Raw genomic sequence first — 26,638 nt, 5'->3', positions numbered from 1 at the left:
ATGGCAGGCGAAACCCTGACTTCTGGTGAGTACATCAAACACCATCTGACCAATCTGACCTATGGTCAGCATGCTGATGGTTCCTGGGGCATTGCCCACAGCGCAGCAGAGGCCAAGGAGATGGGCTTCTGGGCGATTCATCTGGATACCATGTTCTGGTCGATCGGCTTGGGTGTGCTCTTCCTCTACTTTTTCAAAAAAGCAGCCGATGCAGCGACCGCCGGTATTCCCGGTGGACTGCAGAACTTTGTTGAATGGATAGTCGAGTTTATCGACACTAGCGTACGCGGCTCCTTTCGTTCGAAGAACGACATGGTTGCGCCGCTGGCGCTGACAATCTTTGTCTGGATCTTTCTGCAGAATCTGATGGATCTGGTGCCGGTAGATCTGATCCCCTGGTTCACCAATCTGCTCGGCATCCACTTTATGAAAGTTGTGCCATCGACCGATCCCAATGCCACTTTTGGTATGGCTATCGGCGTCTTCACTCTGGTGATCTTCTACACCATCAAGATTAAAGGGGTTGGCGGTTTTGTCGGTGAACTGACGCTACAACCCTTCTCGTCGAAGAATCCAGCCGTCAATGCGCTGTTCATCCCGATCAACTTCATCCTCGAATTTGTCAGCCTGATCGCCAAGCCGATCTCTCTCGCACTGCGACTCTTCGGTAACATGTACGCTGGTGAGATGATCTTCATCCTCATTGCCATTATGTACAATGCTGGCGTTATGTTCGGCCTGTTTGGCGGTGCACTGCAACTTGGCTGGGCTATCTTCCATATCCTGATCATCACGCTGCAGGCGTTCATCTTTATGACCCTGACCATTGTCTATCTAGATATGGCGCATAACGAACACTGATTTCTTTTCAATATTTCCATTATTTGATTCGATAAACGGGAGACCAAAATGGAACAAGCACTGCTGTACATTGCCGGCGCAATAATGATGGGCCTGGGTGCTCTGGGTGCCGCTGTAGGCATCGGCGTACTCGGTGGCCGCTTTCTCGAGGGTGCGGCTCGTCAGCCCGAACTTATTCCCATGCTGCGTACCCAGTTCTTCATCGTGATGGGTCTGGTTGATGCCGTGCCCATGATCGCTGTGGGTCTGGCCATGTACGTACTGTTCGCGGTTGCCGGGTAATCTGGGCTGACTGTCGAACGGAATATCCTCTCGTCACAACCGAGGTAATTCCGGGATGAACATCAATCTGACTCTATTTGGTCAGCTCATCTCTTTCATGGTGTTTGTGTGGTTCACGATGAAATACGTGTGGACCCCGATGATGGGCGCACTCGATGCCCGCAAGAAAGAGATTGCCAGCGGCCTTGCCGCCGCTGAGCGTGGTCAGCACGAGCAGGAGCTTGCTCAGGAACGTGCCAAGGGTGCGCTACACGAAGCCAAGAGCCAGGCGGCTGAAATCGTCACCCAGGCGCAAAAGCGTGCTGCCGAGATCGTCGACGAGGCGAAAGAAAATGCGCGCATCGAAGGTGATCGTATCCTGACCGCGGCACAGGCGGAGATCGAGCAGGAGACCAACCGTGCCCGTGAGCAGTTGCGGGAAAAGGTTGCCGAACTGGCGGTGGCTGGTGCGGAGAAGATCCTGCGCAAAGAGATCAACGCTGATGCCCATAAGGACATCGTTGAAGCCCTGGCTAAAGAGATATAAAGGCTATGGCAGGAGACGCTAGCACAATCGCCCGACCCTACGCTGAGGCGGTGTTCGATCACGCAGAAGAGAAGGGTAACCTCGACCTCTGGTCCGACATGCTCTCTTTCCTTACCGCTGTGGTGGAAGAGCCCACCCTGGCAGCTGTTATCCGTGACCCGATGTTTGAGCGTGCACAGCTCACCGACCTAATGTTGGAGATCAGCGGTGGCCGGCTCAACGAAGAGGGCGCAAATTTGGTGAAGCTGCTGGTCGAGAATGGCCGCCTGCTTGTGGTGCCGGAAATTACGGCCATGTTTGAGCAGCTGAAGGCCGAGAGCCAGCGCATGCTGAAAGTGCATGTACGTTCTGCATACGTGCTTAAGCCGGCCCAGGAAAAGCAGATAGCCGCAGCCCTCAAAGCCAAGCTCGGGCGCGACGTCACCGTCACCAGCGAGAAAGACCCGGAACTGATTGGCGGAGTCCACATCCGCGCAGGTGATCTGGTCATCGACGGCTCAGTGCGCGGGCAACTGCAGCAACTGGCGAACGAATTGGGAATCTAAGCGAGAAGCCATCATGCAACTCAATCCATCCGAGATCAGCGAACTGATCAAAAATAAGATCGAGAAATTCGATCTCAAGACCGAGGCCCGTAACGAGGGCACGATCATCAGTCTCACCGACGGTATCGCCCGAATTCATGGCCTCGAGGACGTGATGTCCTATGAGATGCTGGAATTCCCGGGCAACACCTATGGCCTGGCCCTCAACCTGGAGCGCGACTCCGTGGGTGCTGTGGTGCTGGGTGACTACAAGCACCTCTCTGAAGGTGATTCAGTCAAATGCACAGGTCGCGTTCTCGAGGTGCCGGTAGGTGAAGGCCTGCTGGGGCGCGTGGTGGACTCCCTGGGTAACCCGCTTGACGGTAAGGGCGAGATCAAGGCATCCGCTAGCGCCACCATCGAAAAGGTGGCTCCTGGCGTTATCGAGCGTAAGTCGGTTGACCAGCCGGTGCAGACCGGTATTAAGGCGATCGACGCCATGGTGCCGATTGGTCGTGGCCAGCGTGAGCTGATTATTGGTGACCGCCAGACCGGCAAGTCTGCGGTGGCTATCGACGCCATCATCAATCAGAAAGGCACCGGCGTTAAGTGTATCTACGTGGCGGTTGGGCAGAAAAATTCGACTATCGCGCAGGTGGTGCGAAAGCTGGAGGAGCATGGCGCGCTGGAACACACCATCATTGTCGCCGCCCCCGCTGCCGACTCCGCCGCGATGCAGTTCCTGGCCCCCTACGCCGGCTGCACCATGGGCGAGTACTTTCGCGACAAGGGCGAAGATGCGCTGATCGTTTACGATGATCTGACCAAGCAGGCTTGGGCTTATCGCCAGGTTTCTTTGCTGCTGCGTCGTCCACCAGGTCGTGAAGCCTATCCTGGCGATGTGTTCTATCTGCACTCCCGTCTGCTAGAACGCGCGGCGCGGGTCAATGCCGATTTCGTTGAAAAGGCCACTAACGGTAAAGTCAAAGGCAAGACCGGCTCCCTGACTGCGCTGCCGATCATCGAGACCCAGGCTGGTGACGTATCCGCTTTCGTACCGACCAACGTGATATCCATCACCGATGGCCAGATCTTCCTTGAGGCGGATCTGTTCAACTCCGGTATCCGCCCGGCGATCAACGCCGGCCTGTCGGTTTCCCGTGTGGGTGGCTCGGCGCAGACCAAGATCATCAAGAAGCTCGGCGGTGGTGTGCGTCTAGCCTTGGCCCAGTATCGTGAACTGGCGGCTTTCTCCCAGTTTGCCTCCGATCTAGACGAGGCAACCCGGGCCCAGCTGGAGCGCGGAGCCCGCGTCACCGAGCTGATGAAGCAGAAACAGTACTCCCCACTGAGCATCGCAGAGATGGCGGTTTCCCTGTTCGCGGCCAACGAAGGCTTCCTGGACGATGTTGAGACCAGCAAGATTGTCGACTTCGAAGCGGCACTGCATGGCTACATGAGGAGCAGCCAGAAAGCGCTCCTGGATAAGATCGATGAGTCCGGTGACTACAACCCTGAGATTGAGCAGGCGCTGAAGAGTGCGCTGGATGATTTCAAGGCAAACCACACCTGGTAACTGCGATAATCGTTAGTTCGACCTAATTAGGGTTATTTAGATATGGCAGGCGCTAAAGAGATACGCACCCAGATCGCCAGTATCAAAAACACGCGCAAGATTACCAGCGCGATGGAGATGGTAGCGGCCTCAAAGATGCGTAAGGCCCAGAACCGGATGGATGCGACCCGACCTTATGCGGAGAAGATGCGTAATGTTATCGGCCATCTATTCCATGCTCATCCGGAATACCGCCACTCATTTATGAAGGAGCGTGAGGTCAAACGGGTCGGGTATATCATCATCTCCTCCGATCGTGGGCTGTGTGGTGGTCTTAACAGCAACCTGTTCCGGAGACTGTTGAAAGAGATATCGGCACAGCGTGAGGAGGAGGTTGAGATAGACTTCTGCATCATCGGCAGCAAGGCCGCTGGTTTCTTCGGCCGCTTCGGTGGAAATGTGCGCAGTCAGGCGACCCAGCTGGGTGATGTGCCCCATCTTGAAGATCTCATCGGTACCGTGAAGGTGATGCTGGATGCCTATGAGGCGGGCGAGATCGATCGCATCTACGTGGCATACAATCGCTTTGTCAACACCATGACCCAGGATCCGTCGATCGAGCAGCTGGTGCCGATTGCTGCGGAGACAGAGGATGAGTTGAAACACCACTGGGACTACATCTACGAGCCGGATTCCAAGGATGTGCTCGACAATCTGCTGAGTCGCTATGTTGAATCCCTGGTCTACCAGGCAGTGGTGGAGAATGGCGCCTGTGAACAGTCTGCGCGGATGGTGGCGATGAAGGCAGCTTCGGACAACGCCGGTGATCTGATCAATGAGTTGCAGCTGATCTACAACAAGGCGCGCCAGGCAGCGATTACCCAGGAAATCTCTGAAATCGTCGGTGGTGCTGCAGCGGTTTGATCTCCCGCACAGTAAAAAGAATTTAGTTTTAAACTTTAGAGAGTCGCCTGGAGCGGCAAGAGGAACCAGAAATGAGTTCGGGCAAAGTGGTTGAAATCATCGGCGCCGTGGTGGATGTACAATTCCCCACTGGTGAGATGCCGAAGGTCTACGAGGCACTGAAGATCAACGAAGCCAACCTCACTCTGGAAGTTCAGCAACAGCTGGGTGACGGGGTGGTGCGTACCATTGCCATGGGTTCTACCGATGGCCTGAAGCGTAACGTTGAGGTCGAATCGACTGGCGCACCGATCACTGTCCCCGTTGGGCAGGGGACTCTAGGCCGCATCATGGATGTGCTTGGTAACCCGGTAGATGAGGCAGGCGAGGTCAAGTGCGACAGTCGCATGCCGATCCATCGTTTACCGCCCAAGTTTGAAGATCAGGCATCAACTACCGAGATCCTCGAGACCGGTATCAAGGTTATCGACCTGATCATGCCGATCTCCAAAGGTGGTAAGGTGGGTCTGTTCGGCGGTGCGGGTGTGGGCAAGACGGTTACCCTGATGGAGTTGATCCGCAATATCGCGGTCGAACACTCCGGCTTCTCCGTATTCGCCGGTGTTGGTGAGCGTACCCGTGAGGGTAACGACTTCTACCACGAGATGCATGAAGGTGGCGTACTCGACAAGGTGGCCCTGGTCTACGGCCAGATGAACGAGCCGCCCGGCAACCGTCTGCGTGTTGCGCTGACCGGTCTGACCATCGCGGAGAACTTCCGTGACGAAGGGCGTGACGTGTTAATGTTTGTCGACAATATCTACCGTTACACCCTGGCGGGTACCGAGGTATCTGCACTGTTAGGCCGTATGCCTTCCGCGGTGGGTTACCAGCCGACTCTGGCGGAAGAGATGGGTACGTTGCAGGAGCGCATCACTTCTACTAAGACCGGCTCCATCACCTCCTTCCAGGCCGTATACGTACCGGCGGATGATCTGACTGACCCCTCCCCCGCCACCACCTTCGCTCATCTGGATGCGACCCTGGTGCTCTCCCGTCAGGTTGCCGAGTTGGGTATTTACCCTGCCGTGGACCCGCTGGACTCCACCTCACGTATCCTCGATCCTAACGTCATCGGTCAGGAGCATTACGATACCGCACGTGCCGTTCAGGGTACCTTGCAGCGCTACAAGGAGCTAAAGGATATCATCGCCATTCTCGGTATGGACGAGCTCTCCGAAGAGGACAAACTGGTAGTACAGCGCGCGCGTAAGATTCAGCGCTTCCTCTCCCAGCCCTTCTTTGTGGCCGAGGTGTTCACCGGTAGCCCGGGTAAGTATGTCAGCCTGAAAGATACCATCGCTGGCTTCAAGGCGATCGTTGCCGGTGAGTACGATCATCTGCCGGAGCAGGCCTTCTACATGGTCGGATCGATCGAGGAAGCTGCCGAGCGTGGTGGCGACGTCTGATTCCGACGGGAGTGTAAAGCTATGGCCATGACCATACATGTCGATATCGTCAGCGCGGAGGGTGAGATCTACTCAGGCCTTGCCGAGATGGTCTACGCCCCCGCAGTGATGGGCGAAGTGGGCATCGCCCCCCGTCACACCCCGCTGGTCACTCGCCTCAAACCAGGTGAGGTGCGTGTTATGTCTGCTGATGAGATGCAGCATTTTTACGTCTCTGGGGGCATCCTTGAGGTGCAACCCCATGTGGTCACCGTGTTGGCGGATACCGCAATTCGTGCCCACGACCTTGATGAAGCCGCCGTCCAGGAGGCGAAAAAGCGCGCTGAAGAGGCGATGCAGGACAAGTCTGCTGAATTTGAATATGCGAAAGCGCAGTCAGAACTTGCGGAGGCGGTTGCGCAATTACGGGCAATCGAGCGAATTCGTAAAAGCACTAGCGTCTAGATCAACGTTTTAACCCCAAATGGAGAAGGGGCTGCTGAACCAGCAGCCCCTTGTTTAGTTTCTGCTATGACAAAAGAAAGCATTAAGACGGGAAAGTTTGTCTCCCTCACCTACTCCATTTCGGATACCGAGGGCAACGTACTCGAACAGAGCGACCTGCCGGTCACCTATATCCATGGAGGAGAGACCGAACTCATCGGTGGTATGGATAAGGCGGTGGCCGGTCGCTCCGAAGGTGATGAAGTCAAATTAACAATCGAACCCAAAGATGGTTTTGGTGATCACGATCCGACCCTGACATTCACCGATGATCTGGAAAACGTGCCACCGGAGTTTCGCAAACTGGGAGCAGAGGTGCAGATGCAGAACTCGGAGGGTGAGACTAAGAGTTTCTTCGTCACCAAGATCGAGGACGGCAAACTGACCGTAGACGGTAACCATCCGCTGGCCGGCAAGCGGCTGCTGGTGAAGGTGAAGATTCTCGAGGTGCGCGACGCAACTCGTGAGGATGCCCAGTCTATCGGTATACCGGGCCAATCAACCACCCTCAACTGATCCCTTTTTAGCACCGGTTCACGATTGTGCAATCGGTGCAGCACGATTCTCCTTCCGGGGGTGCGCTCATCCTGCGCTCCCGCTATACTCCTTCGCCAGTGGAGGCGCGCCCAAAGGCCCATCAAGATGGTCGGGCAGCAGATGACTCTCCCTCTCTTGGACCATTCAGGGAATGGATGAGATAGGTCAAGCGGCAACCAGAATTCGCTTTTGCAGATATGCAATTTAAAACCAATCTCGACCGAACAAACTGATGTGATGGTGAAGGTGCGCTTCAATCTCCCGCTTTTTTCGTTACTCCCCGAGCCCATTTTTCCGGAGCCTTCATGAAACTTGGAGTTCTGATCCTCGCCGCTGGTCAGGGTACGCGTATGCGCTCGAACCTACCGAAGGTTCTACACAAACTGGCAGGCCAGCCACTGCTGGAGCATGTGGTCAAAGCGGCGCAACAGCTCGAACCTGAGCAGACCACTATTATCTACGGCCATGGTGGAGAGCAGGTGCGCACAGCGCTGCAGCATTACCCCCTTGCTTGGTGTGAGCAGCGCGAACTGCTGGGTACAGGACATGCGGTAATGCAAGCGGAGTCCCAGCTAGCCGATCTGGATGCAGTACTGATCCTCTATGGTGATGTGCCGTTGATCGACACTATGACCATCCGGAATATGGTGGAGCATCTTTCGCAGACGGATCTGGTGCTGCTGACGGTTTCCCTTAACGACCCGAGTGGTTATGGGCGGATAGTGCGCGACAATCATGGCAAGGTGGTGCGGATTGTCGAGCAGAAAGATGCCAGTCAGGATGAGTTGGAGATCGCTGAGATCAACACCGGCATCATGGCGCTCAATCGGGCTCGTCTGAATGGCTGGCTGAGGGAGATCGAAAACGACAACGCACAGAAAGAGTATTATCTGACCGATGTCATCGAGCTGGCCGTTAACGATGGCGTCGATGTGTTCACGGTCAACCCAAACAGTGAGGAAGAGGTGATGGGCGTCAACGATCGAGTGCAACTATCCCACCTGGAGCGCTACTATCAGCGCGAACTTGCCGAAAAGCTGATGCAGTCTGGTGTGACCATAGCCGATCCTGCGCGCATCGATATCCGCGGCGAACTAAAGGCCGGCAAGGATGTCTTTATCGACTGCAATGCCATCTTCGAGGGCGAGGTGGAGCTGGGTGACGGTGTCACCGTAGGTCCAAATGTGCTGATCAAAAATTCAAAGATCGCCGAGGGTGTGCAGATCAACGCCAATTGCGTGATCGAAGATGCAGAGATTGGTGTCAACTCCCGTATCGGCCCGTTTGCCAGGATTCGCCCCGAGACCCGTCTGGCCGATTCGGTGCATGTCGGCAACTTCGTCGAGGTGAAGAAATCTGAGGTCGGCTCGGGCAGCAAGATCAACCACCTGAGTTATATCGGCGACAGCATCATCGGCAGCAAGGTGAATGTTGGTGCTGGCACCATCACCTGTAACTATGATGGCGCCAACAAACATCAGACAGTAATCGGTGACAACGCCTTCATCGGCTCAGACTCACAGCTGGTGGCGCCGGTGATCATCGGCGAAGGCGCGACCATTGGCGCAGGTTCCACCGTTACCCGAGATGCACCATCGAGCACCCTGACCCTGAGCCGAGCCAAGCAGATCACGGTGGCAGGCTGGAAGCGTCCGGAAAAAAATAGCAAATAAGATTCACGGAGTAGATCTCAATGTGTGGCATTGTTGGTGCTGTCGCCCAGCGCGATGTGGCCCCTATCCTGCTGGAGGGCCTGAAACGACTCGAATACCGGGGTTATGACTCGGCCGGTCTGGCGGTTATCAGTGAGACGGACGCTATTACCCGTCACCGGGCGCTTGGCAAGGTGCGGGAGCTGGAGCAGATCCTTGAGCAGGAGCCGTTGCCAGGCAAGCTTGGTATCGCCCACACCCGTTGGGCCACCCATGGCGAGCCCTCGGTGTGTAATGCCCATCCGCACGTCTGCAAGGGACGGGTGGCACTGGTGCACAACGGCATCATCGAAAATCATGAGGCGTTGCGCCAATCACAAACGCAGCAGGGCCACAGGTTTAGCTCCGACACCGATACTGAGGTCATCGTCCATGCCATCTATAACGAACTGGAGCAGGGCGTCGACCTGCTCGATGCAGTGCGCAACACCACAAGACTGCTGGATGGTGCCTATGCCCTCGGCGTGATCAACACCGCTGATCCAGGGCGCCTGATCACCACCCGCCACGGCAGCCCGCTGGTGATCGGCCTCGGCATCGGTGAAAACTTCATCGCCTCAGATGTGTTTGCGCTGCTGCCGGTGACCCAGAAGTTCATCTTCCTCGAAGAGGGTGACATTGCAGAGCTGACCCGTCTTGGTGTCAACATCTACGACAAGGACGGTAAGCGGGTCGAGCGGCCGATCAAAGAGTCGGGGCTGTCTGCCGATGCGGTGGAGCGCGGTGAGTTCCGCCACTACATGATGAAGGAGATCTATGAGCAGCCTCGTGCGATCGCCGACACCTTGGAAGGCCGAATCACCAGCACAAAGGTATTGCCAAGCAGCTTCGGACTGGGCGCTGAGGCGCTGCTGAGCGAGGTGAAGGCGGTGCAGATTGTCGCCTGCGGCACCTCGTACCATGCCGGTTTGATCTCCCGCTACTGGTTTGAATCCCTCACCGGCCTGCCCTGCAACGTGGAGGTGGCCAGCGAGTACCGCTATCGAAAACACTATGTGCCGAAGGATTGCCTGTTTGTCACCATCTCCCAGTCGGGTGAGACGGCAGATACCCTGGCGGCCCTGAAATTGTCGAAGGAGCTGGGCTACGCCAAATCTCTGTCGATCTGTAATGTGCCGGAGAGCTCGTTGGTGCGCGAGTCAGATCTGTCTCTGCTGACCCACGCGGGACCGGAGATCGGTGTCGCCTCAACCAAGGCCTTTACCACCCAGCTGGTGGCGCTGCTGTTTCTGGTCTCAGTGCTGGGGCGCTACAACGGCATGGATGAGAAAGCCGAGGCCGGTCGGGTCGAGGCGATGCGCAGCCTGCCCGGCAAGCTCGAGTCGGTGCTGGAGCTGGATGAGGAGATCAAGGCGCTGGCAGAGCGCTTCACCGACAAGAACCATGCCCTGTTCCTCGGTCGTGGCGACCAGTATCCGGTGGCGATGGAGGGCGCGCTGAAGCTGAAGGAGATCTCCTATATCCATGCCGAGGCCTACCCGGCCGGTGAGCTGAAACATGGCCCGCTGGCACTGATCGACAATGAGATGCCGGTAATCGCGGTGGCACCCAACAATCAGCTGGTGGAGAAACTTAAATCGAATCTGGAAGAGGTGCGTGCCCGTGGTGGTGAACTGTTCATCTTTGCCGACGAGCGTCTCGAGATTGAATCAGAACCGGGCGTGACCGTGATCAAGGTGCCGCATTCTGATGGTTTGATCCAGCCGATAGTCTTCACCGTACCCTTGCAGTTGCTGGCCTACCACGTGGCAGTACTTAAGGGCACCGATGTGGACCAGCCTCGCAACCTAGCGAAATCGGTGACTGTGGAGTGAACGGGACAGAACGAGCTTACGCTGCAGCATGGTAACACTACCCAATGCCCTCCAGGCTTGGGGGGCTGAGCGCTTTTCACAGATCCTCAAGGCTGAGCTCGAGAGCCTTAGCAGTGGTTCGCTGCCGCTGGAAAATGGGATCTCGCAGGGTGGTCTGGTCGACGACAGCAACATCTCTGTGACAGTGCTGAACTTCAGTGAAGCGGAAGGCGCCATCCGTGTCATGCTGGGCGTCTTTTTCACCGAGATCGTCGGCGGCTGCAGTTGTGGCGACGATCCGCTAGAGGCGAACGGCTATTGTGAGCTGAGGCTGGAGATTGACAAGTCGACCGCGGAAGCTGGGTTCAAAGTCGTGTGATGCGGCGGGCTGAGCCCCAGCTCGATGTTTTCCACTAATCCCGTCAAAGCCCTTCCGCACCCTGGCGATGTCCTGCTGCTGTTCGTCATGTTGTCGCCGTTTGTGCTATTCGCCTTGCTTGCGCAAGCACAACAACTGGTGAATTTCTTTCCGGATGATGCCTTCTACTATCTGCAGACGGCAGACCAGTTGCTTCTACGCGGTTTTCCCACCTTCGATGGACTAAATCCTACCAACGGCTTTCATCCGCTGTTTTTCCTGCTGGTAACACTGACTGATCTGCTGACGGGCAAAGCAGCCCTGATGCAAGGCCTGTTTCTGCTGAATACCCTGTTTATTGCGCTGAGCATTATCTTGATGATGCAGTTCTTGGCGCGGTTCCCGAGTATGCTGCGCAGCCTGCTACTCCTGCTGCTAATGTTGCCCGTCTACCTGCTCTATTTCTGGATGAGTGCAGGAATGGAGGCGAGCCTGGTGCTGCTCTGCTTTCTGCTGTTTGTGCATGCCTGGTTGAAGGCGCAGCAAGCCGAATTTGAAGATCGCCGCCGCAACCTGCTGCTGAGTGGAGTCATCACACTGCTGATGCTGGCCCGTTTGGATATGGTGATCCCGCTGGCGGTATTTATCGCAGGGCTTGGCTGGTACGGGCTGAGCCATTGGCAATCCAATGGTGGTTATGCGAGCCGGAAAATGGTTGTCGAAGTGCTGCTGCTGCCATTGCTGGTCGGGTTTGCTTATCTGACTTTTAACTATGCAACCACAGGCCATATGGTTCCGATCAGTGGCCTGGTCAAGCAGCACTATTTCATTCCCTTCTCAATCTCCTGGAATGCAGTGACAGGAGGTGGGAAGGTTGCGCTGCAAGTGTTGACGATCTCGCCGTTTTTCTTGGCTTTGCTCGCCCTGTTTTTTGTTAATAGGGTGCGGCTCAATAGCAATAGAGCCGATGCGATAACGTTTCTGCTGACGAGCTTGGCGCTGCTGCTCTATGGCCTCTATCTGGCTTTTTATGCTTCGAACTTTTTTCACTGGTATCTCGCCATGCCGTTTGCAGCTGCAGCCTATCTGCTTGTGCAATTGGCAGGATTGATAAAGATTGAGAGGGTTCGCCTCAACGGGCGAAGTGGTCGGCTGATACTGTTATTGTTATGTGCCTTGATCGGTACAAGTGCTAACAGCGCCTTTCTCGCATGGACTGGCTGGAAGCGCCAGTCGACCTCATACCATCTAATGCAGCTAGCCAAACAGCTGGACCGGCTTGGTGATGAGAGCGTGCGGGCCGCCACCTTCGATGCGGGCGCCATCGGTTTTTTCTCCAGACATCAGGTGATTAATCTGGATGGGTTGGCGAATAGCCACGACTACTTTTTTAATTATCGGCTGCCGGGGCGACTGCAGGAGTATCTGCAACAGCAGCAGGTAGACTACCTGCTAGTACGGGATGGTCACCTGGAAAATCGCGAGGAGGTTTTGAGTGGAGACTATAGCCAGGCCCGCTACCTGCCCGATCCACGCATTCGTTTGGCTAGACAGGACGAGCAGTTTCGCTACTCTATTCCCGGTGGCTTCACCGTGATTGCTTATCGATACCGATGATATCTCAGCTTGCATGCGGGGCTGTATTGTCTGCAGCAGCCAGCCCGATTCGGGGAGCGCGATGAGACTGACCCTACTGGGCACCGGCAGCGCGGGCGGTACGCCCTGCTATGGTTGCGACTGCCCTGCTTGTAGGCGGGCGGCAGAGGATCCGCAGTGGCGGCGGCGTGCTTGCAGCGCCCTGCTTGAGGTGAATGGGCAGAAGATCCTGCTGGATGCGGGTCTCACCGACCTGGCCGAGCGCTTTCCGCCCGGCAGCCTGAGCCAGATCCTGCTCACCCATTATCACATGGACCATATCCTCGGCCTGTTCGATCTGCGCTGGGGGGTGAATCAGCGCATTCCGCTGGCCGGGCCGGATGATCCGGAAAAGAGCAGGGAGCTCAAGCGACACCCAGGCATTCTTGATATCAGCCACCTTGAGGCGTTCGAGGAGCTGGAGTTAGGGGCGATCCAGGTAACCTCCCTGCCCCTCAACCACTCCTGTCCGAGCTTCGGTTACTGTTTCGATGATGGGCGCAATAGCCTCGCCTATCTCACTGACACCCTGGGGCTGCCGGAGCAGACTGAGGCCTGGTTGATGCGGCAGCGCCCAAGTTTAATCGTCATCGACTGCTCTCTTCCTCCGGGCAAGCGTGGTGGCGGTATGCACAATGACCTCCAGTCTGCCTGCGATACCCTCACGCGGTTGCGCCCTGAGAGAGGTGTGTTGAGCCATCTCGGCCATGATCTGGAGAGCTGGTTGATGCAGCAGCCTCAGGTATTGCCGGCTGGTGTAGAACTGGCTCAGGATGGTCGAGTCTACACACTCTGATGGCAGCTTTGCGCGCCTTGAGAGGCCCTCATTCCGTTGCCTGCAGATGCCAGCGCTCGTCATCTAGGCCGTTCATCCGACCGCTATCACGCAGTGCCTGTAGCCACTGCTCCGGACCTGCGACATAGAGGTCGGAGCGCTGCGGTTCAACCTCCGGCGAGTTGATCAGCGACAGTAGAGCCTCTACAGGGGTATCAGGGCTGAGCGCGTGGTAGTCGAAGTTATCCAGGGAGTGAGACCAGGAACGCATCAGGTTGTCTAGTGGTGAGCCTGGCGCATTGGCCCCCAGCTGGATCAGCATCAGATGTTCGGCGTTGTCGATGGTGATCGCCTGCTCGACCAGGCTCTTAATCGGTGCCAGTCCATTGCCGGCGGCAATAAAGATGGCCGGTCGTGATGACTCCTCCTCCAGTACAAATCCACCCTCAGGGCCCTTCAGCAGGACGGTTTGTTCGGCGATGCTGCCGTTGAAAACCAGCTCGCCAAACTCTCCGCTCCCTTGCCGCGGCACCAGGAACTGTAGGTTGCGCCCATCGCAAGGGCAACTGGCAACAAACAGGGAGAGGCTGCTGCCCTCTTCGGCGCTGAGCTCGACCCGCTGGCCCGCCTTGAAGCGCAGCGATTTGGTGTGTGGCGTTTGCAAATTAAGTAAAGCAAGATCAGTGCCAGCTGACTCGATGCTGCGTACCCGGGTACGGATATTCTGCTGCGGCAATGTGACCCCCTGACCCGCCTCGCTCGCCTCCAGCACCAGGTCGGAGATGGCGGTATTGGAGCAGGCGAGGATATAACCCTCTTCACTCTCCCGCTTGCTCAGAACATAATCGTGATCACGCAGCTTGCGTACCGCTCCGGAGACCACCTTGCACTTGCAGTCGCCACAGTTGCCGCTGGAGCAGCCGTAGCCGAGATGTAGCCCCGCCTTCAGTCCAGCTTCGAGGATAGAGTCATTGCCGTCGACAAAAAACTCATGGCCGCTGGGCAGTAGACGCACGCTGGCGGTGACTATCTTGAGCAGGGCATTCTTGGCAAACACGGTGGCTCTGGCGTCCTCAGCGCGGTCGAGTCGCCCCATCGCCTTTTTGAGCTTGGTGATGCAGCGTTTTACCTCTTGCTGAAGGTCGGCGGTGGGTGCATCAATTGCTGCCTGCAGGCTCTGCTGGGTATCGCCGATCAGCATTTCCGCGCCGTTGAGCGCTGCCTTGGTCTGCACCAGGGTGTGCTGAAACTCCCGCAGACGCGACATCAGCACCTCGGGGTCAGGCAGCCAGCCGTCGCTGTATTTTGCCTTGGGGCGCGCCTCCCGCTTGATCCGCTGTACCCGTTCAAAAACCGGGGCATTATCCATGTTGATTTCGGGATAGAGGCGGATCAGATCCTCGACCTGGATCTTGCCCTCAAAGGTCTCCACTCCCTCTTGGCGAATCCGTTTTTGCAGTTCACCACGAGTGACACCGGCAAGCCGGGCTGAACGGGAAAGGTTGAGAGGTTGTGACATGAAAAGCCCCTTACTTACTATGGTTGGTAGATAACTATATTTTAGAGTGGCATGGTGGCGGCGAAATGAGCGACGCCGAGCAGTGCGGTACGTTGGTTGAGGATGATGCGGACCGGCATCGAGGCCATTAGTTCCTGCATGCGTCCTTTATCGAGAAAGGCCTCGATGAAGGCGCCTTGTCGGAGTCGGTCGATCAGCTTCGGTGCGATACCGCCTCCCAGATAGACCCCGCCGGTGGCCATGATCTTCAGCGCATGATTGCCGACCTCCCGGCCATACAGCCGCACAAACAGATCCAGTGCCTGATCGCAGATCTCATCCTGTTTTGTGAGGGCGGCATTGGAAATGGCCGCGGCACTCCCCTGCTCCCGCATCACCTGTTCCAGCCAGGCTGGCGCAGGGGCCTTCCGGTGTTGCCGCAGAAAGTCGTGAATTGTCTCCAGTCCCGGGCCGCAGACCAGCCGTTCCCAGCTGACATGGCCGTGCTGTTTTGTCAGATGTTCGAACAGTGCAAATTCCAGCGGGGTGCTGGGGCTAAAGTCGCTGTGCCCACCCTCGGTGGCAAAGGGAATGTGCTGGCGACCGTCCCAGAACAGCCCTGCCTCTCCCAGTCCGGTGCCGGCAGAGACGATGGAGCGGTTGCCCTGGGCGTCGGGATCGCCCGCTTGCAGCAGCACTATCTGCTCATCTTTGAGGCGATCTATGCCCCAGGCATTCGCCTCCAGATCGTTGAGCAGGTGGGTGGCGGCAAAACCGAAACGGGCGTTGATGGACTTGGCGGAGAGCTGCCAGCGGAATTTGGTGGTGGTGCATTGGCCATCCCGGACTGGGCCGGGTACGCCAAAGGCGGCACGCTCCACCTCAGCGCCGCTCTGCTGCAGAAATTCGGCAATGATCGCTTCAAGTCCGTCAAACTCAGCGCTGGCAAAATCCTTTTCTGTCACCAGCTCCAAGCCGGCATCGGGGCCGGTTCGGTAGATTGCCAGCCGGCTGTTGGTACCGCCAATATCCCCTGCAAGCAGCTGCATCTCTGTCCCTCTAGTGATTCCTGCGAACCATTTTAGTCAATTCCACCAGACAAGGGTTGTTGAATTCGACCCGCAGGACGACAAGCCTGATAAAATGCCGGGATGGATGTTTCACCGATTCTCGATCCTCTCAACGAAGCCCAGCGTGACGCGGTCAGCGCGTCGGTGGGCAATCTTCTGATCCTCGCCGGCGCTGGTAGCGGTAAGACTCGGGTGCTGGTGCATCGCATCGCCTGGCTGATGGCGGTGGAGGCGGCTTCGCCCTGGTCGATCCTCGCCGTCACCTTCACCAACAAGGCGGCGAAGGAGATGCGCGGGCGTATCGAGGAGCTGATGGGGCAGCCGGTGGGGGGCATGTGGGTCGGCACCTTCCACGGTCTCGCACATCGCCTGTTGCGCGCCCACTGGCAGGAGGCGGGATTGCCGCAGAGCTTTCAGATCCTCGACTCGGATGATCAGTTCCGGCTGGTTAAACGGGTGTTGAAGAGCCTCGATCTGGACGAGGCGAAGTGGCCGCCGCGCCAGGCCCAGTGGTTCATCAACGGTCGCAAGGATGAGGGGCTGCGCGCCCAGCATCTGGATGATGGCGACGACCCCTATCAGCGGCAGATGATCCGCATCTACACTGAGTATCAGGCCGCCTGCGAGCGCGGTGGGGTGGTTGATTTTGCCGAGCTGCTGCTGCGCGCCCATGAGTTGTGGCGCGATCGGCCCGACATCCTGCAGCACTATCAGCAGCGCTTTCAACATGTGTTGGTGGATGAGTTTCAGGACACTAACGCGATCCAGTATGGCTGGCTGCGGCTGCTTACCGCCGGGCGCAACAACCTGTTCGTGGTGGGCGATGACGACCAGTCGATCTACGGTTGGCGCGGTGCACGGGTGGAGAACATCCAGAGCTTCGAGCAGGACTATGCCACCAGCCAGCTGATCCGGCTGGAGCAGAACTACCGCTCGACCGGCAACATCCTTAACGCCGCCAATGCGCTGATCGCGCGCAACCCCTCGCGGCTCGGCAAGAATCTCTGGACCGAGGATGGCGAGGGGGAGCCGATCAACCTCTATGCCGCCTTCAACGAGGTCGATGAGGCGCGCTTCGTGATCGAGCGGATCCGCCAATTCACCAGCGAGGACCACGCCCGCGCCGACTGTGCCATCCTCTACCGCACCACCGCCCAGTCGCGGTTGTTCGAGGAAGCGCTGATCCAGGCCGGCACCCCCTACCGGGTCTACGGCGGGCTGCGTTTCTTCGAACGCGCCGAGATCAGGGATGCGCTGGCCTACCTACGGCTGCTCAACAATCCTCAGGATGATGCGGCTTTCGAGCGGGCGGTCAACCAGCCGCCGCGGGGCATAGGGCCGAAGACCCTGGACGGAGTGCGCGCGCATGCGCGGGACTTCGACTGCTCCCTGTGGCAGGCCAGCGTCGATCTGCTGAAGGGTGGTGCGATGCCGAAGCGGGCCAGCAATGCGCTGCAGGGCTTTCTCGATCTGATCGAGGAGCTGCAGGTGGAGAGCCGCGACATGGCCCTCTCCGACAAGGTGGCCCAAGCACTGGCGATGAGCCGTCTGCCGGAGCACTTCGAGAAGAGTCGCGACGGCAAGGGGCAGGACCGCAAGGAGAACCTGGAGGAGCTGGTCAACGCCTGCCGCCAGTTCAGCTGGGAGGCCCACGAGGACGAGGAGCTGGACGAGCTCTCCACCTTTCTCGCCCACGCTGCGCTGGAAGCGGGCGAGGCCCAGGGCGATGCCTTCGACGATTGCGTACAGTTGATGACGCTGCACTCCGCCAAGGGGCTGGAGTTCCCGCTGGTGTTCCTGGTGGGGCTGGAGGAGGGGCTGTTTCCCCACAGCATGTCGGCGGATGATCCGGCCCGTCTGGAGGAGGAGCGCCGTCTCTGCTACGTCGGCATCACCCGCGCCATGCAGAGCCTCTATCTTACCCATGCGGAGAGCCGCCGACTGCACGGCCAGGAGAACTATCCGATGCCATCGCGCTTCCTGCGGGAGTTGCCGGCAGAGTTGCTGCGTGAGGTGCGCTCTGGGCCGCAGATTACCCAGCCGCTCTACAGTCAGCCAAGTGCGGGTTTTGCCCAGGAGGCGAGCGGCTTCAATCTGGGTCAGCGGGTGGTACACCCCAAGTTTGGCGAAGGGGTGGTGCTCAACGCCGAGGGCCAGGGGCGTTCGGCGCGGGTGCAGGTCAACTTTGAGACAGAAGGGAGCAAGTGGCTGGTGGTGGCCTACGCCAATCTCTCCCCTCTGTAGCTGAAAAATTCGGAAGATCTGCCGATTAGATGCTGAGTAGTAGGCTGAAGCTTGTCTCAGATGGCAGCAATGAGTCGGGGATTGAGATGATGGAACAACCGCTGGAAAAGAGTCTGGAAGAGGCTGAAGTTGAGGTAGTGCTGAGAGGGATTCGTATCCCACCCCAGCCGCAGATCCTGGTGGATCTGCATATGCAGATGGCGATGCCCGACTTTTCTCTGGCGGATATCGCTGAGTTGATCTCACGAGATGTCGGGCTCTCCGGCCTTGTGATGAAGGCGGTTAACTCCCCAGTGTTTGGCATGTCGCGCACGGTCAGCTCGATCGATCATGCTATCGGTCTGTTGGGACTCAACAGCCTGGTCAACATTATCAATGCGGTCTCCCTGCAGCAGACTATCGCTGACCAATCGGCAAAGACCCTGAACGCATTTTGGGACAATGCCAGCGATGTGGCGGTGACGAGTGCTGCGATCTCCCGGCGCCTTGATCTGGGATCGGCCGAAGAGGCCTATACCCTAGGCCTGTTCCACAACTGTGGTATCCCGTTGCTGGCGCAGAAGCATGATGATTATCTCAATACGATTGGCCAGGCCTATCAGATGACCGATCAGCGGGTGACCGATTTTGAAAATCAGATGATAAATTCCAACCATGCGGTGGTGGGATATTACGTGGCACGCTCATGGAAGCTGCCGCTCTATCTCTGTGAGGCAATCGCCGAGCACCATAAAGCCGATCTCAGCCTGCAGAGTGATGAGATCAGCCAGGCCAACAAAAAAAACCTGCTTGCCATCCTCAAACTGGCGACCCACCTCTGTGCCACCTACCGTGTGATTGGCAGCAGCGGTGTCGATCACGAGTTTGAGAACTACGGACAGCCAGTACTGGAGTATCTGGGTATGAGCCAGATCGATCTGGCCGACCTGCGTGACGATCTGATCGACATGGGTCTGGTCACACTCTGATCCGCGCATCCTCCTTGCCAATGACTGAGGCCAATCCCTGTGCTGCGGGCAGACATCTGCTTTAGTCATGCAGTGATAAATCGAAGGCGCTAGAATGGGCACCTTGCCATCGTTGGGCATCTGACTGGAGGATAACTGATGAAGCGTCGCGAGTTTATCAAGGGGCTAGGAGCAGGTGCGCTGGTGACCGGTGGTGCACTGGGTGCTGTGTCACAGGCACAGGCCAAGTCGACTATCAAATGGAAGATGGTCACTACCTGGCCGAAGAATTTCCCCGGCCTGGGGACTGGCGCCAATCTGCTGGCCAAGCTGATCACCGAGATGAGCGGTGGGCGGTTGCGGGTCAAGGTCTACGGCGCTAAAGAGCTGGTGCCTGCCTTCGAGGTGTTCGATGCGGTCTCCCGCGGCACCGCTGAGATGGGGCACGGTGCGGCCTACTACTGGAAGGGCAAGAGCGAGGCGGCGCAGTTTTTCTCCACCGTGCCCTTCGGTATGACCGCGCAGGAGATGAACGGCTGGATGTACTACGGCGATGGCCTCAAGCTGTGGCGTGAACTCTACGATGGCTTCGGTCTGGTGCCTGCCCCCGCCGGTAACACCGGGGTGCAGATGGGCGGCTGGTTCAACAAACAGATCAACAGCGTCGATGATCTGAAGGGGCTGAAGATGCGCATCCCCGGCCTCGGCGGCGAGGTGCTGCGGCGCGCTGGCGGCACCCCGGTGAATCTGCCCGGCGGCGAGCTCTTCACCTCGCTCAAATCCGGTGCTATCGACGCCACCGAGTGGGTCAACCCCTACAACGACCTCGCCTTCGGCCTCTTCAAGGCGGCCAAATACTACTATTACCCCGGCTTCCATGAGCCCGGCACCACCCTCGAGGCGATCATCAATAAAGAAGCTCTGCAGGCGCTGCCGAAGGATCTCCAGTCGATCGTGCTGAATGCCTGCAAGGTGGTGAATCAGGAGATGCTGGCGGAATACACCGCGCGCAACCCGGCGGCGCTGCGCACGCTGGTGGAGAAGCATAAGGTCGATATTCGTAGCTATCCTGACGATGTGCTGGCGACTCTGCGCAGATACTCTGAAGAGGTGGTGACTGAGCTGGCCGCCAAGGATGCCTTCTCGAAGAAGGTTTTCGACTCTTACAGTGCCTTTCTCAAGGGCTCTCGGGAGTGGGGCGGGATCTCCAACCTGTCCTATCTGATGGCCCGCGACAAGGTTTGATAATTTTGCTTTGGCCGCCCTGGCCTGATCTGGCCGGGGCGGCTCGTTCCTATCCATCAGCATGATCGACTCACTGCCACCGCTCTCTCTTTACATCCACATCCCCTGGTGTGTTCGCAAGTGCCCCTATTGCGACTTCAACTCCCATCAGGTGAGGGAGGCGCTGGATGAGCCGCCCTATATCGATGCGCTACTGGCCGATCTGGAGCAGGATCTGAAGCAAACGGGTGGGCGGCCGCTCCATTCAATCTTCATCGGTGGTGGTACCCCCAGCCTCTTCTCACCGGGATCGATAGCTGCACTGTTGGCAGGAGTGATGGCGCGGGTTGAAACTGAGCCGGAGCTGGAGATCACCCTGGAGGCGAATCCAGGCACCCTGGAAGCGGACAACTTCAGCGGCTATCGAGATGCGGGGGTGAATCGCCTCTCGGTCGGGGTGCAGAGCTTCGATACTGCCAGACTGCAGGCGCTGGGGCGCATCCATGATCCAGATCAGGCGATGCTGGCGGTGGAGCGGGCCCGGCAAGCGGGTTTCAGCCGCATCAATCTGGATCTGATGTTCGGTCTGCCGGGGCAGACGTCGGCCTCAGCAGCAGAGGATCTGAGCATCGCGTTGCAGCTCGATCCTGGCCATATCTCCTACTATCAGCTGACCCTGGAGCCCAACACCCACTTCCATCAGTTTCCACCAGCGCTGCCTGATGATGAGCTGATCTGGGAGATCCACTCCCAGGGGCAGACTTGTCTGGCTGAGGCGGGTTATCTCCAGTATGAGATCTCGGCCTATGCGCGCCCTGGCGAGCGCTGTCGGCACAATCTCAACTACTGGTGCTTTGGTGACTATATCGGTATCGGTGCTGGTGCGCACGGCAAGCTCACGCTGGCGGACGGGAGGATTCTACGCAACTGGAAGCAGCGTCGTCCGCAGGCCTATCTTGCTGCTGCATACGGGGCTGGCGCAGTTCAGGGGGAGCGTTGGCTGGAGAGAGATGACCGGCTGCTGGAGTTCATGATGAACGCGCTGCGCCTGAATGAGGGTTTTTCACTGTCGCAATTTGAGGCGCGAAGCGGATTATCCCGACGGCAGCTGGACGAGGCGCTGGCAACTGCCCAAGCCCGGGAGTTGTTGTTGCGGTCCGGTGAACAGATTCGCCCCAGTCTCCGAGGGCATGCCTTTCTCAACGATCTGCTCGCGATATTTACTCCGCAGTAGGCTGGTTTATTTTGTAAACTACTGATATATGTCAGTGAAAAGGCCGTTCACTGGTTGTCCACTGTGATAGCACAGGCACTTTTCAGATGGACGGATGCTAGACTGTCGCCGGCTGATTATCAGGCTATAAATACCCGATAATTAAATGGTTTCTCTTCTAATTGGCAAACTAAGCGAGCAATGAACTCACAGACAAAACAACCCACACTCTTTTGTGAGATGTCCCAATGCTGGGGCGGTGATGCTGCTGTTGAGTGCAGCAGTTGCGGACTGGATCCACTCTGTGCACTGGTTGATTACGGTACAAATGACTCGGTCGCAGTTGATGAGATCCTGTTGGCGAATCGCGCAGTTGCCAAAGGGGAGACACTATTCCGGGTTGGAATGCCGTTTTTCTCCATCTTTTCTGTCAAGTCGGGCGCATTTAAAACGCTGTTGCCGTCCAGCCACTCGGCAGATCAAATTATTGGCTTTCACTTGCCGGGAGAGTTGATGGGGGTGGAAGGTATTGCCCAGGCGCGTTATCCGTTTACCGTGCGCGCTTTGGAGGTGAGTCATATCTGTGAGTTGCGCCTCGACCGGCTGAATGCACTGCTTGATGATAAGGAGCGGGTGCAGCAGGCGATTATCTCGATGCTGAGTGGAGAGGTGGCATTCCAATACTCCCTGACGGCGGAGCTGATTCGTCAGTCTGCCGAGGGGCGTGTAGCGGCCTTTCTGCTCAATCTCTCCCGGCGGCTTGTGGGGCGGGGCTTTTCCGGTTCAGAGTTCAACCTGCCAATGTCACGGGTCGATATTGGCAACTTTCTCGGCCTGGCGCCTGAAACCATTACCCGCTTTCTCAAGAGCCTGGAGCGCAAGGGGTTGATCGAGATCAGACGTAAAAGCCTGAAGATTCTTGACGAGGGAGGCGTTGCGGCGCTGGCAGAAGCTGGAGAGTGACCCGGCCGTTGCAGAGCCGTTGAGGGTGATCTCTTGCTCTGCAAGTAGGCCGGGCTGGCGCTGGGCGAGCCGGATTATAGCGCCAATGGTCGGTAGACTACTGCCTTATTCCTCCATGCGGCATTTTTCAAGGAAGTTATCCAGCCCGATCTCCTCCGCATATGCCTTGAGTACCTTGGGGCGGGGGCCTTTCTCTTTCACTACGATAATCTGATCCGGGTTGTCGGGCAGATTGCCATAACGGCCCGCAGGGATCTTGATGCTTGGTTTGGCTTTGGCGCGAACACGGCGGCGTTTCTTCACCGTTTTCTTTTTCACCGTGACGGCCTGCTTCGACTCCTCGCCTTTTTTCTGCGCCTTATCGAGGCGGGCTACTACCCTGCGTGCGACCTTGATGTTGTGAATAATAAAGTCATCCAAGCTCAGGCCGGCTTGTTGCAGAACGTCGAGAATAGACTGCTGGGTCGTTTCCAGCGCCTGTTTCTGTTGCTCCTCTTTTGCCTGCTGTGCTTTTAGTTTTTCAAGTCGCGTGGATAATGCTTCAATCTCTTTTTCTGTTTTTGTTGCCATCTGTTTGCCAACTCCAAAGTTAAATAGAAAAGTGATTCTACGACGTAATTAATAATTGGGGAAGTAAGACAATTAATTTAATAGCATATAATTGCTTAACTGAAAGGGGGCCACTGTATGAAAGCCTATAAACCTATCCCCTGTATGTTGCATGAGCAGTTCGAATTTGCCGCATTGAAAATGAGATATATAGAGTTGGTTTGGTTAGATGAAGGTGGCACTGAAAGATCGATAAAGGTGAAACCTATCGATCTATTTGCAAAGCAGGGGGCTGAGTATCTAAAGGGTAAGACGTCGGCTGGAGAAATATGTCTTCTCCGGCTTGATCAAATAAAATCACCTGTCTGGGCAGAAACCGGCGAGCCGTTACTGGGTTCCCGGGATTGAGAGGGGATGCAGCGCTTACGCTATTAATTCCCGAAGTGCGTAGTTCCTCAGAGTTATGCCCATAGGAAAATCATTCTGCGACAGCCGGCAAGATTCGATGGTAATGTGCAGAAAAGTAATCGGTTTATTCCGAATGAAGAAGACACGACTCGACAAGATGGACTTTGATGCCATGTGCTCGGCTGCCTCGGCTGACCCGGAGGGCTTCGAACAGCTGCGTCAGGAGGCTATCGAAAACCTGATCAGTCAGGCCCCGCAGGAGCGCCAGAAACAGTTGCGCAGCCTGCAGTGGCGCATCGACCAGGAGCGTCGAAATGGATCGCCGCTGAGCGCCTGTGTACGCATATCGCGTATGATGTGGGTGCGCCTGGCCGGTAGCAATGGCCTGCTGGATCGTCTCGAGCAACTACAACGGTGCTGGAATGAAGGTGAGAGCCCGGCTCCCGAGCCGAGCGCCAAGATTCTCAATTTCCCCCCATCGTTGGGTGATGGCTAACAGGGCCTTGCCAAGTCCAGCCATTTCTTTTACTATTGCGCGCCTTCTCCGCCAGACTGGCGGTAAATCATAGTTTTCTGAATGGGTCTGACATGAAAGCGGATATCCATCCTCGATACGAGGAAGTCAAGGTCGTTTGTAGTTGCGGAAGTGAATTCACCACGCATTCCACTCTGGGTAAGGAAGAGCTCCATGTGGAAGTTTGCTCCGCCTGCCATCCTTTCTTTACCGGCAAGCAGAAGATTCTCGATACCGCTGGCCGGGTAGACAAGTTTCGCAGAAAATACGGCCGTTAGATCTCAGCTGGGGCGCTCCGCGGTCGAAAAATCGCACAGGAGACTCCGGTTTTTTGATGATGGTCTGCAGAGGGCCCCTCTGGCGGGGCTTTTTCTGTGCCTGCTGTTTTTTCTCCTTCCCTCTTTTGTAGCGGCTAGCTGCCTGTCATTCAAGTTGCCCACTCCGCCGGTTAAAGTGGCGAAGGTCTTCGATGGCGATACCCTTGAGCTTAAAGATGGCCGGCGTATCCGTCTGATCGGCATCAACACACCCGAGATTGGTCACCAGGGCAGGAGCGACGAAACGGGTGCCAGAGCAGCGCGACGGCTGCTGCAAAGCTTGCTCGAGGCCTCCGCTCAGCGTATCTACCTGAGGTCAGGTGAAGAGCAGCAGGACCGTTACCATCGCCACCTGGCTCACCTCTATAATGCCGACGGCGAAAACCTTACCGAGCGCCTGCTCGCTGCCGGAGTCGGTCTGCAGATCGCCATCCCGCCAAATCTCCAAAACCTCGACTGCTATGGCCAAGCGGAGGCAGAGGCCCGGGCTATGGGCAGAGGACTCTGGAAAGGCTCAGATTTTCCCCTCGATGTCAGTCGCCTGAGGGCCCGGGAACGTGGTTTTTATCTGTTGCGAGGGCAGGTGGCGCGTGCCAAGAGGGAGCGTGACAGAATCTGGATTGATCTTCAGGGAGGGGTAGCGCTGTGGGTCCACAATGATGAGCTGCCCTATTTTGTCGATTTCAAACCGGAGTTGCTGGCAGGGCGACCGTTGGAAGTGCGCGGCTGGCTCTACCCCGGCAAGGGCGGTTTGCGCATGCGGTTACACCATCCGGCAGCGATTCGGTGGCTGGACCGGTGAGGCGCGCCTAAGGTTATTTTCGCGGTGGCAGTTTGATCTGTGTTGCGGGGGGTGAACAGCTGCCCTGTTCCGATTCGCAGGCGCCGTTACCGCAGGCGCCGCAGCCTGCCTTATAGCCCCGATAGCTGGGGTCCTGTCGCTTCAGCCAATCCTGGAATATGATCCAGCCGCCGCAGAGTGCGGCGAGGCCAAGCAGTGCTAATAGATGGGTCCACATAATGAGATCCCCTCAGGATGAGCTGAACAGACCGGCAAAGCCCATGAAGGCCATCGAAAGGATGCCGGCGATGATCAGATTAATGGCGGTGCCGCGGATCAGCACCGGCACGTCGACGATCTCTGTCTCTTCGCGCATCCCGGCCATCAGGACCATCGCCAAGGTGAAGCCGGCACCGGCACCAAGTGCAAAGGTTACCCCTTCGAGAAAACCATAGCCGCGGTTGGTGGCGAAGATCGCCAGACCGAGGATGGCGCAGTTGGTGGTGATCAGCGGCAGGAAGATACCTAGTGCCTTGAACAGGGCTGGGCTGAGCTTCTTGATCGCCATCTCGATGAACTGCACTGTGGAGGCGATTACCACGATGAAACTGATCAGTCGCAGATAGGGAGCGTAGATCAGTACATAGGTGTTAAGAAACCAAGAGCAGATGGCGGTGATCAGCAGCACGAAGGTGGTTGCGAGACCCAGCCGGAAGGAGGTCTCGAGCCTGCCGGAGACGCCTAGAAAGGGACAAAGGCCAAGGAAGTAGGCGAGCACGAAGTTGTTGACCAACATCGCGCCGATGAATATCCAGATCAGATCTTGCATCAGACGTTCCCCCGCTCAGTCGCCACCACCTGTTCCAGGAACTGCCGGCGCCGCGCGGTGACCCAGTTGAAGAAGAGCAGGATCAAGCCCAGAGTCAGGAAGCCGCCGGGCGGCAGGATCATGATCACCCAAGGATCGAAGTTGACACCGAGCAGGTCGATGCCAAACAACGAGCCGCTGCCGAGGATCTCACGGATGCTGCCCAGCACCAGCATCGCGAACAGGAAGCCACCGGCCATGCCGATCGCATCCATTACCGCAAATCGCACGCTGTGCTTGCCAGCGAACGCCTCCTGGCGACCAAGGATCATGCAGTTGGCAACGATCAGCGGGATAAAGGCCCCCAGCTCTTTGTGGATCGCCGGCACCAGCGCCAGCAGAGTGTAGTCGATCACCGTGACAAAGGTGGCGATGATGATGATATAGAGGGAGATCCGCACCTGTTTCGGGATCAGGTTGCGAAACAGCGAAACCAGTGCGCTGGAGCCGACCAGCACAAACAGTGTCGCCAGCCCCATCGTCATGGCGTTGATTGCCGAGTTGGTCACCGCCAGCATCGGGCACATTCCCAGCACCTGCACGAATACCGGGTTGTCGCGCCAGATGCCCTTGATCATCTCATCGTAGGCGGAGGCATCTTTTCCTGAAATGGCCATAACTCTTTAACC

Annotated in this window: 28 protein-coding genes; 23 read left to right on the top strand and 5 right to left on the bottom strand. The window is 57.2% G+C overall.

Going from position 1 to position 26,638, the window contains the following annotated elements; translation table 11 throughout:
* The 14 genes from atpB (at position 1) to phnP (ending at position 13,434) form a co-directional block, all read left to right on the top strand.
* A complete protein-coding gene (gene atpB / locus L0Y14_RS16290; protein WP_005958837.1) occupies positions 1 to 861 on the top strand; it encodes a F0F1 ATP synthase subunit A in 861 nt (286 codons plus the stop codon).
* A gap of 48 nt (positions 862 to 909) precedes the next feature.
* Complete coding sequence (gene atpE / locus L0Y14_RS16285; RefSeq protein WP_005958839.1) at positions 910 to 1,143, top strand: F0F1 ATP synthase subunit C; 234 nt, start codon at positions 910 to 912, stop codon at positions 1,141 to 1,143.
* 55 nt (positions 1,144 to 1,198) lie between these two features.
* The gene (locus tag L0Y14_RS16280) at positions 1,199 to 1,669 is read left to right on the top strand and encodes a F0F1 ATP synthase subunit B (protein WP_005958842.1); all 471 of its coding nucleotides are present in this window, start codon (positions 1,199 to 1,201) and stop codon (positions 1,667 to 1,669) included.
* 5 nt (positions 1,670 to 1,674) lie between these two features.
* A complete protein-coding gene (locus tag L0Y14_RS16275) occupies positions 1,675 to 2,214 on the top strand; it encodes a F0F1 ATP synthase subunit delta (protein WP_005958845.1) in 540 nt (179 codons plus the stop codon).
* 13 nt (positions 2,215 to 2,227) lie between these two features.
* Complete coding sequence (atpA, locus tag L0Y14_RS16270) at positions 2,228 to 3,769, top strand: F0F1 ATP synthase subunit alpha (protein ID WP_006474998.1); 1,542 nt, start codon at positions 2,228 to 2,230, stop codon at positions 3,767 to 3,769.
* Between the two features lie 42 nt (positions 3,770 to 3,811).
* Positions 3,812 to 4,672 (top strand): F0F1 ATP synthase subunit gamma, encoded by an 861-nt coding sequence (gene atpG / locus L0Y14_RS16265; RefSeq protein ID WP_005958849.1) that lies wholly within the window; start codon positions 3,812 to 3,814, stop codon positions 4,670 to 4,672.
* Positions 4,673 to 4,743: 71 nt separating this feature from the next.
* Positions 4,744 to 6,120, top strand: coding sequence for a F0F1 ATP synthase subunit beta (atpD, locus tag L0Y14_RS16260; RefSeq protein WP_005958850.1), 1,377 nt, complete (start codon positions 4,744 to 4,746; stop codon positions 6,118 to 6,120).
* A 21-nt stretch (positions 6,121 to 6,141) separates the two neighbouring features.
* Positions 6,142 to 6,564 carry a F0F1 ATP synthase subunit epsilon gene (locus L0Y14_RS16255; RefSeq protein ID WP_005958852.1) on the top strand — a complete coding sequence of 141 codons (423 nt, stop codon included), beginning with the start codon at positions 6,142 to 6,144 and terminating at the stop codon, positions 6,562 to 6,564.
* Between the two features lie 66 nt (positions 6,565 to 6,630).
* Positions 6,631 to 7,119, top strand: coding sequence for an FKBP-type peptidyl-prolyl cis-trans isomerase (locus L0Y14_RS16250; protein WP_005958855.1), 489 nt, complete (start codon positions 6,631 to 6,633; stop codon positions 7,117 to 7,119).
* A gap of 326 nt (positions 7,120 to 7,445) precedes the next feature.
* Positions 7,446 to 8,813, top strand: a complete 1,368-nt coding sequence (gene glmU, locus L0Y14_RS16245; protein WP_006474999.1) for a bifunctional UDP-N-acetylglucosamine diphosphorylase/glucosamine-1-phosphate N-acetyltransferase GlmU — start codon at positions 7,446 to 7,448, stop codon at positions 8,811 to 8,813.
* Between the two features lie 20 nt (positions 8,814 to 8,833).
* Positions 8,834 to 10,666 (top strand): glutamine--fructose-6-phosphate transaminase (isomerizing), encoded by a 1,833-nt coding sequence (glmS, locus tag L0Y14_RS16240; protein WP_005958859.1) that lies wholly within the window; start codon positions 8,834 to 8,836, stop codon positions 10,664 to 10,666.
* Between the two features lie 28 nt (positions 10,667 to 10,694).
* The gene (locus tag L0Y14_RS16235; protein WP_005958861.1) at positions 10,695 to 11,024 is read left to right on the top strand and encodes a hypothetical protein; all 330 of its coding nucleotides are present in this window, start codon (positions 10,695 to 10,697) and stop codon (positions 11,022 to 11,024) included.
* Positions 11,025 to 11,048: 24 nt separating this feature from the next.
* Entirely contained in the window at positions 11,049 to 12,620 is a 1,572-nt protein-coding gene (locus tag L0Y14_RS16230) for a hypothetical protein (RefSeq protein WP_005958863.1), read from the top strand.
* Positions 12,621 to 12,681: 61 nt separating this feature from the next.
* A complete protein-coding gene (gene phnP, locus L0Y14_RS16225; RefSeq protein ID WP_039959540.1) occupies positions 12,682 to 13,434 on the top strand; it encodes a phosphonate metabolism protein PhnP in 753 nt (250 codons plus the stop codon).
* Positions 13,435 to 13,462: 28 nt separating this feature from the next.
* Here the strand turns inward: phnP and L0Y14_RS16220 are convergent, their stop codons facing one another.
* Both L0Y14_RS16220 and glk read right to left on the bottom strand, forming a co-directional pair.
* Positions 13,463 to 14,932, bottom strand: coding sequence for a 2Fe-2S iron-sulfur cluster-binding protein (locus L0Y14_RS16220; RefSeq protein ID WP_006475001.1), 1,470 nt, complete (start codon positions 14,930 to 14,932; stop codon positions 13,463 to 13,465).
* Positions 14,933 to 14,973: 41 nt separating this feature from the next.
* Positions 14,974 to 15,960, bottom strand: a complete 987-nt coding sequence (gene glk, locus L0Y14_RS16215) for a glucokinase (protein ID WP_005958869.1) — start codon at positions 15,958 to 15,960, stop codon at positions 14,974 to 14,976.
* Between the two features lie 102 nt (positions 15,961 to 16,062).
* On the opposite strand from glk, the gene uvrD reads away from it, so the two are divergent.
* The 5 genes from uvrD to L0Y14_RS16190 all read left to right on the top strand — a co-directional run bounded on the left by uvrD (position 16,063) and on the right by L0Y14_RS16190 (position 22,572).
* A complete protein-coding gene (gene uvrD / locus L0Y14_RS16210) occupies positions 16,063 to 18,225 on the top strand; it encodes a DNA helicase II (RefSeq protein ID WP_006475002.1) in 2,163 nt (720 codons plus the stop codon).
* 29 nt (positions 18,226 to 18,254) lie between these two features.
* The gene (locus tag L0Y14_RS16205) at positions 18,255 to 19,193 is read left to right on the top strand and encodes an HDOD domain-containing protein (protein ID WP_251859232.1); all 939 of its coding nucleotides are present in this window, start codon (positions 18,255 to 18,257) and stop codon (positions 19,191 to 19,193) included.
* A gap of 138 nt (positions 19,194 to 19,331) precedes the next feature.
* Positions 19,332 to 20,417: a TRAP transporter substrate-binding protein gene (locus L0Y14_RS16200; protein WP_006475005.1), complete on the top strand. Its 1,086-nt coding sequence runs from the start codon at positions 19,332 to 19,334 to the stop codon at positions 20,415 to 20,417.
* Positions 20,418 to 20,478: 61 nt separating this feature from the next.
* Positions 20,479 to 21,630: a radical SAM family heme chaperone HemW gene (gene hemW / locus L0Y14_RS16195; RefSeq protein ID WP_005958534.1), complete on the top strand. Its 1,152-nt coding sequence runs from the start codon at positions 20,479 to 20,481 to the stop codon at positions 21,628 to 21,630.
* A gap of 180 nt (positions 21,631 to 21,810) precedes the next feature.
* The gene (locus tag L0Y14_RS16190) at positions 21,811 to 22,572 is read left to right on the top strand and encodes a helix-turn-helix domain-containing protein (RefSeq protein WP_057955747.1); all 762 of its coding nucleotides are present in this window, start codon (positions 21,811 to 21,813) and stop codon (positions 22,570 to 22,572) included.
* A gap of 105 nt (positions 22,573 to 22,677) precedes the next feature.
* Here the strand turns inward: L0Y14_RS16190 and L0Y14_RS16185 are convergent, their stop codons facing one another.
* Positions 22,678 to 23,142 (bottom strand): hypothetical protein, encoded by a 465-nt coding sequence (locus tag L0Y14_RS16185; RefSeq protein ID WP_005958532.1) that lies wholly within the window; start codon positions 23,140 to 23,142, stop codon positions 22,678 to 22,680.
* Between the two features lie 117 nt (positions 23,143 to 23,259).
* Here L0Y14_RS16185 and L0Y14_RS16180 point away from each other — a divergent pair, with 117 nt between their 5' ends.
* The 4 genes from L0Y14_RS16180 (at position 23,260) to L0Y14_RS16165 (ending at position 25,162) form a co-directional block, all read left to right on the top strand.
* The gene (locus tag L0Y14_RS16180; protein WP_039959400.1) at positions 23,260 to 23,529 is read left to right on the top strand and encodes a WYL domain-containing protein; all 270 of its coding nucleotides are present in this window, start codon (positions 23,260 to 23,262) and stop codon (positions 23,527 to 23,529) included.
* Between the two features lie 133 nt (positions 23,530 to 23,662).
* Positions 23,663 to 24,025 (top strand): DUF3135 domain-containing protein, encoded by a 363-nt coding sequence (locus L0Y14_RS16175; protein ID WP_006475007.1) that lies wholly within the window; start codon positions 23,663 to 23,665, stop codon positions 24,023 to 24,025.
* 92 nt (positions 24,026 to 24,117) lie between these two features.
* Positions 24,118 to 24,321: a 50S ribosomal protein L31 gene (gene rpmE, locus L0Y14_RS16170; RefSeq protein WP_006475008.1), complete on the top strand. Its 204-nt coding sequence runs from the start codon at positions 24,118 to 24,120 to the stop codon at positions 24,319 to 24,321.
* A 175-nt stretch (positions 24,322 to 24,496) separates the two neighbouring features.
* Positions 24,497 to 25,162 (top strand): thermonuclease family protein, encoded by a 666-nt coding sequence (locus L0Y14_RS16165; protein WP_006475009.1) that lies wholly within the window; start codon positions 24,497 to 24,499, stop codon positions 25,160 to 25,162.
* Between the two features lie 229 nt (positions 25,163 to 25,391).
* Here the strand turns inward: L0Y14_RS16165 and L0Y14_RS16160 are convergent, their stop codons facing one another.
* The gene (locus L0Y14_RS16160; RefSeq protein ID WP_005958528.1) at positions 25,392 to 25,970 is read right to left on the bottom strand and encodes an electron transport complex protein RnfA; all 579 of its coding nucleotides are present in this window, start codon (positions 25,968 to 25,970) and stop codon (positions 25,392 to 25,394) included.
* Positions 25,970 to 26,626 carry an electron transport complex subunit RsxE gene (gene rsxE / locus L0Y14_RS16155; protein WP_005958527.1) on the bottom strand — a complete coding sequence of 219 codons (657 nt, stop codon included), beginning with the start codon at positions 26,624 to 26,626 and terminating at the stop codon, positions 25,970 to 25,972. Before rsxE ends, L0Y14_RS16160 begins: the two co-directional genes overlap by 1 nt.
* Between the last annotated feature and the right edge of the window lie 12 nt (positions 26,627 to 26,638).

It is taken from the genome of Candidatus Endoriftia persephonae, from assembly GCF_023733635.1.
Classification (GTDB): domain Bacteria; phylum Pseudomonadota; class Gammaproteobacteria; order Chromatiales; family Chromatiaceae; genus Endoriftia; species Endoriftia persephonae.
This window is presented reverse-complemented; position numbering and strand designations above follow the sequence as displayed.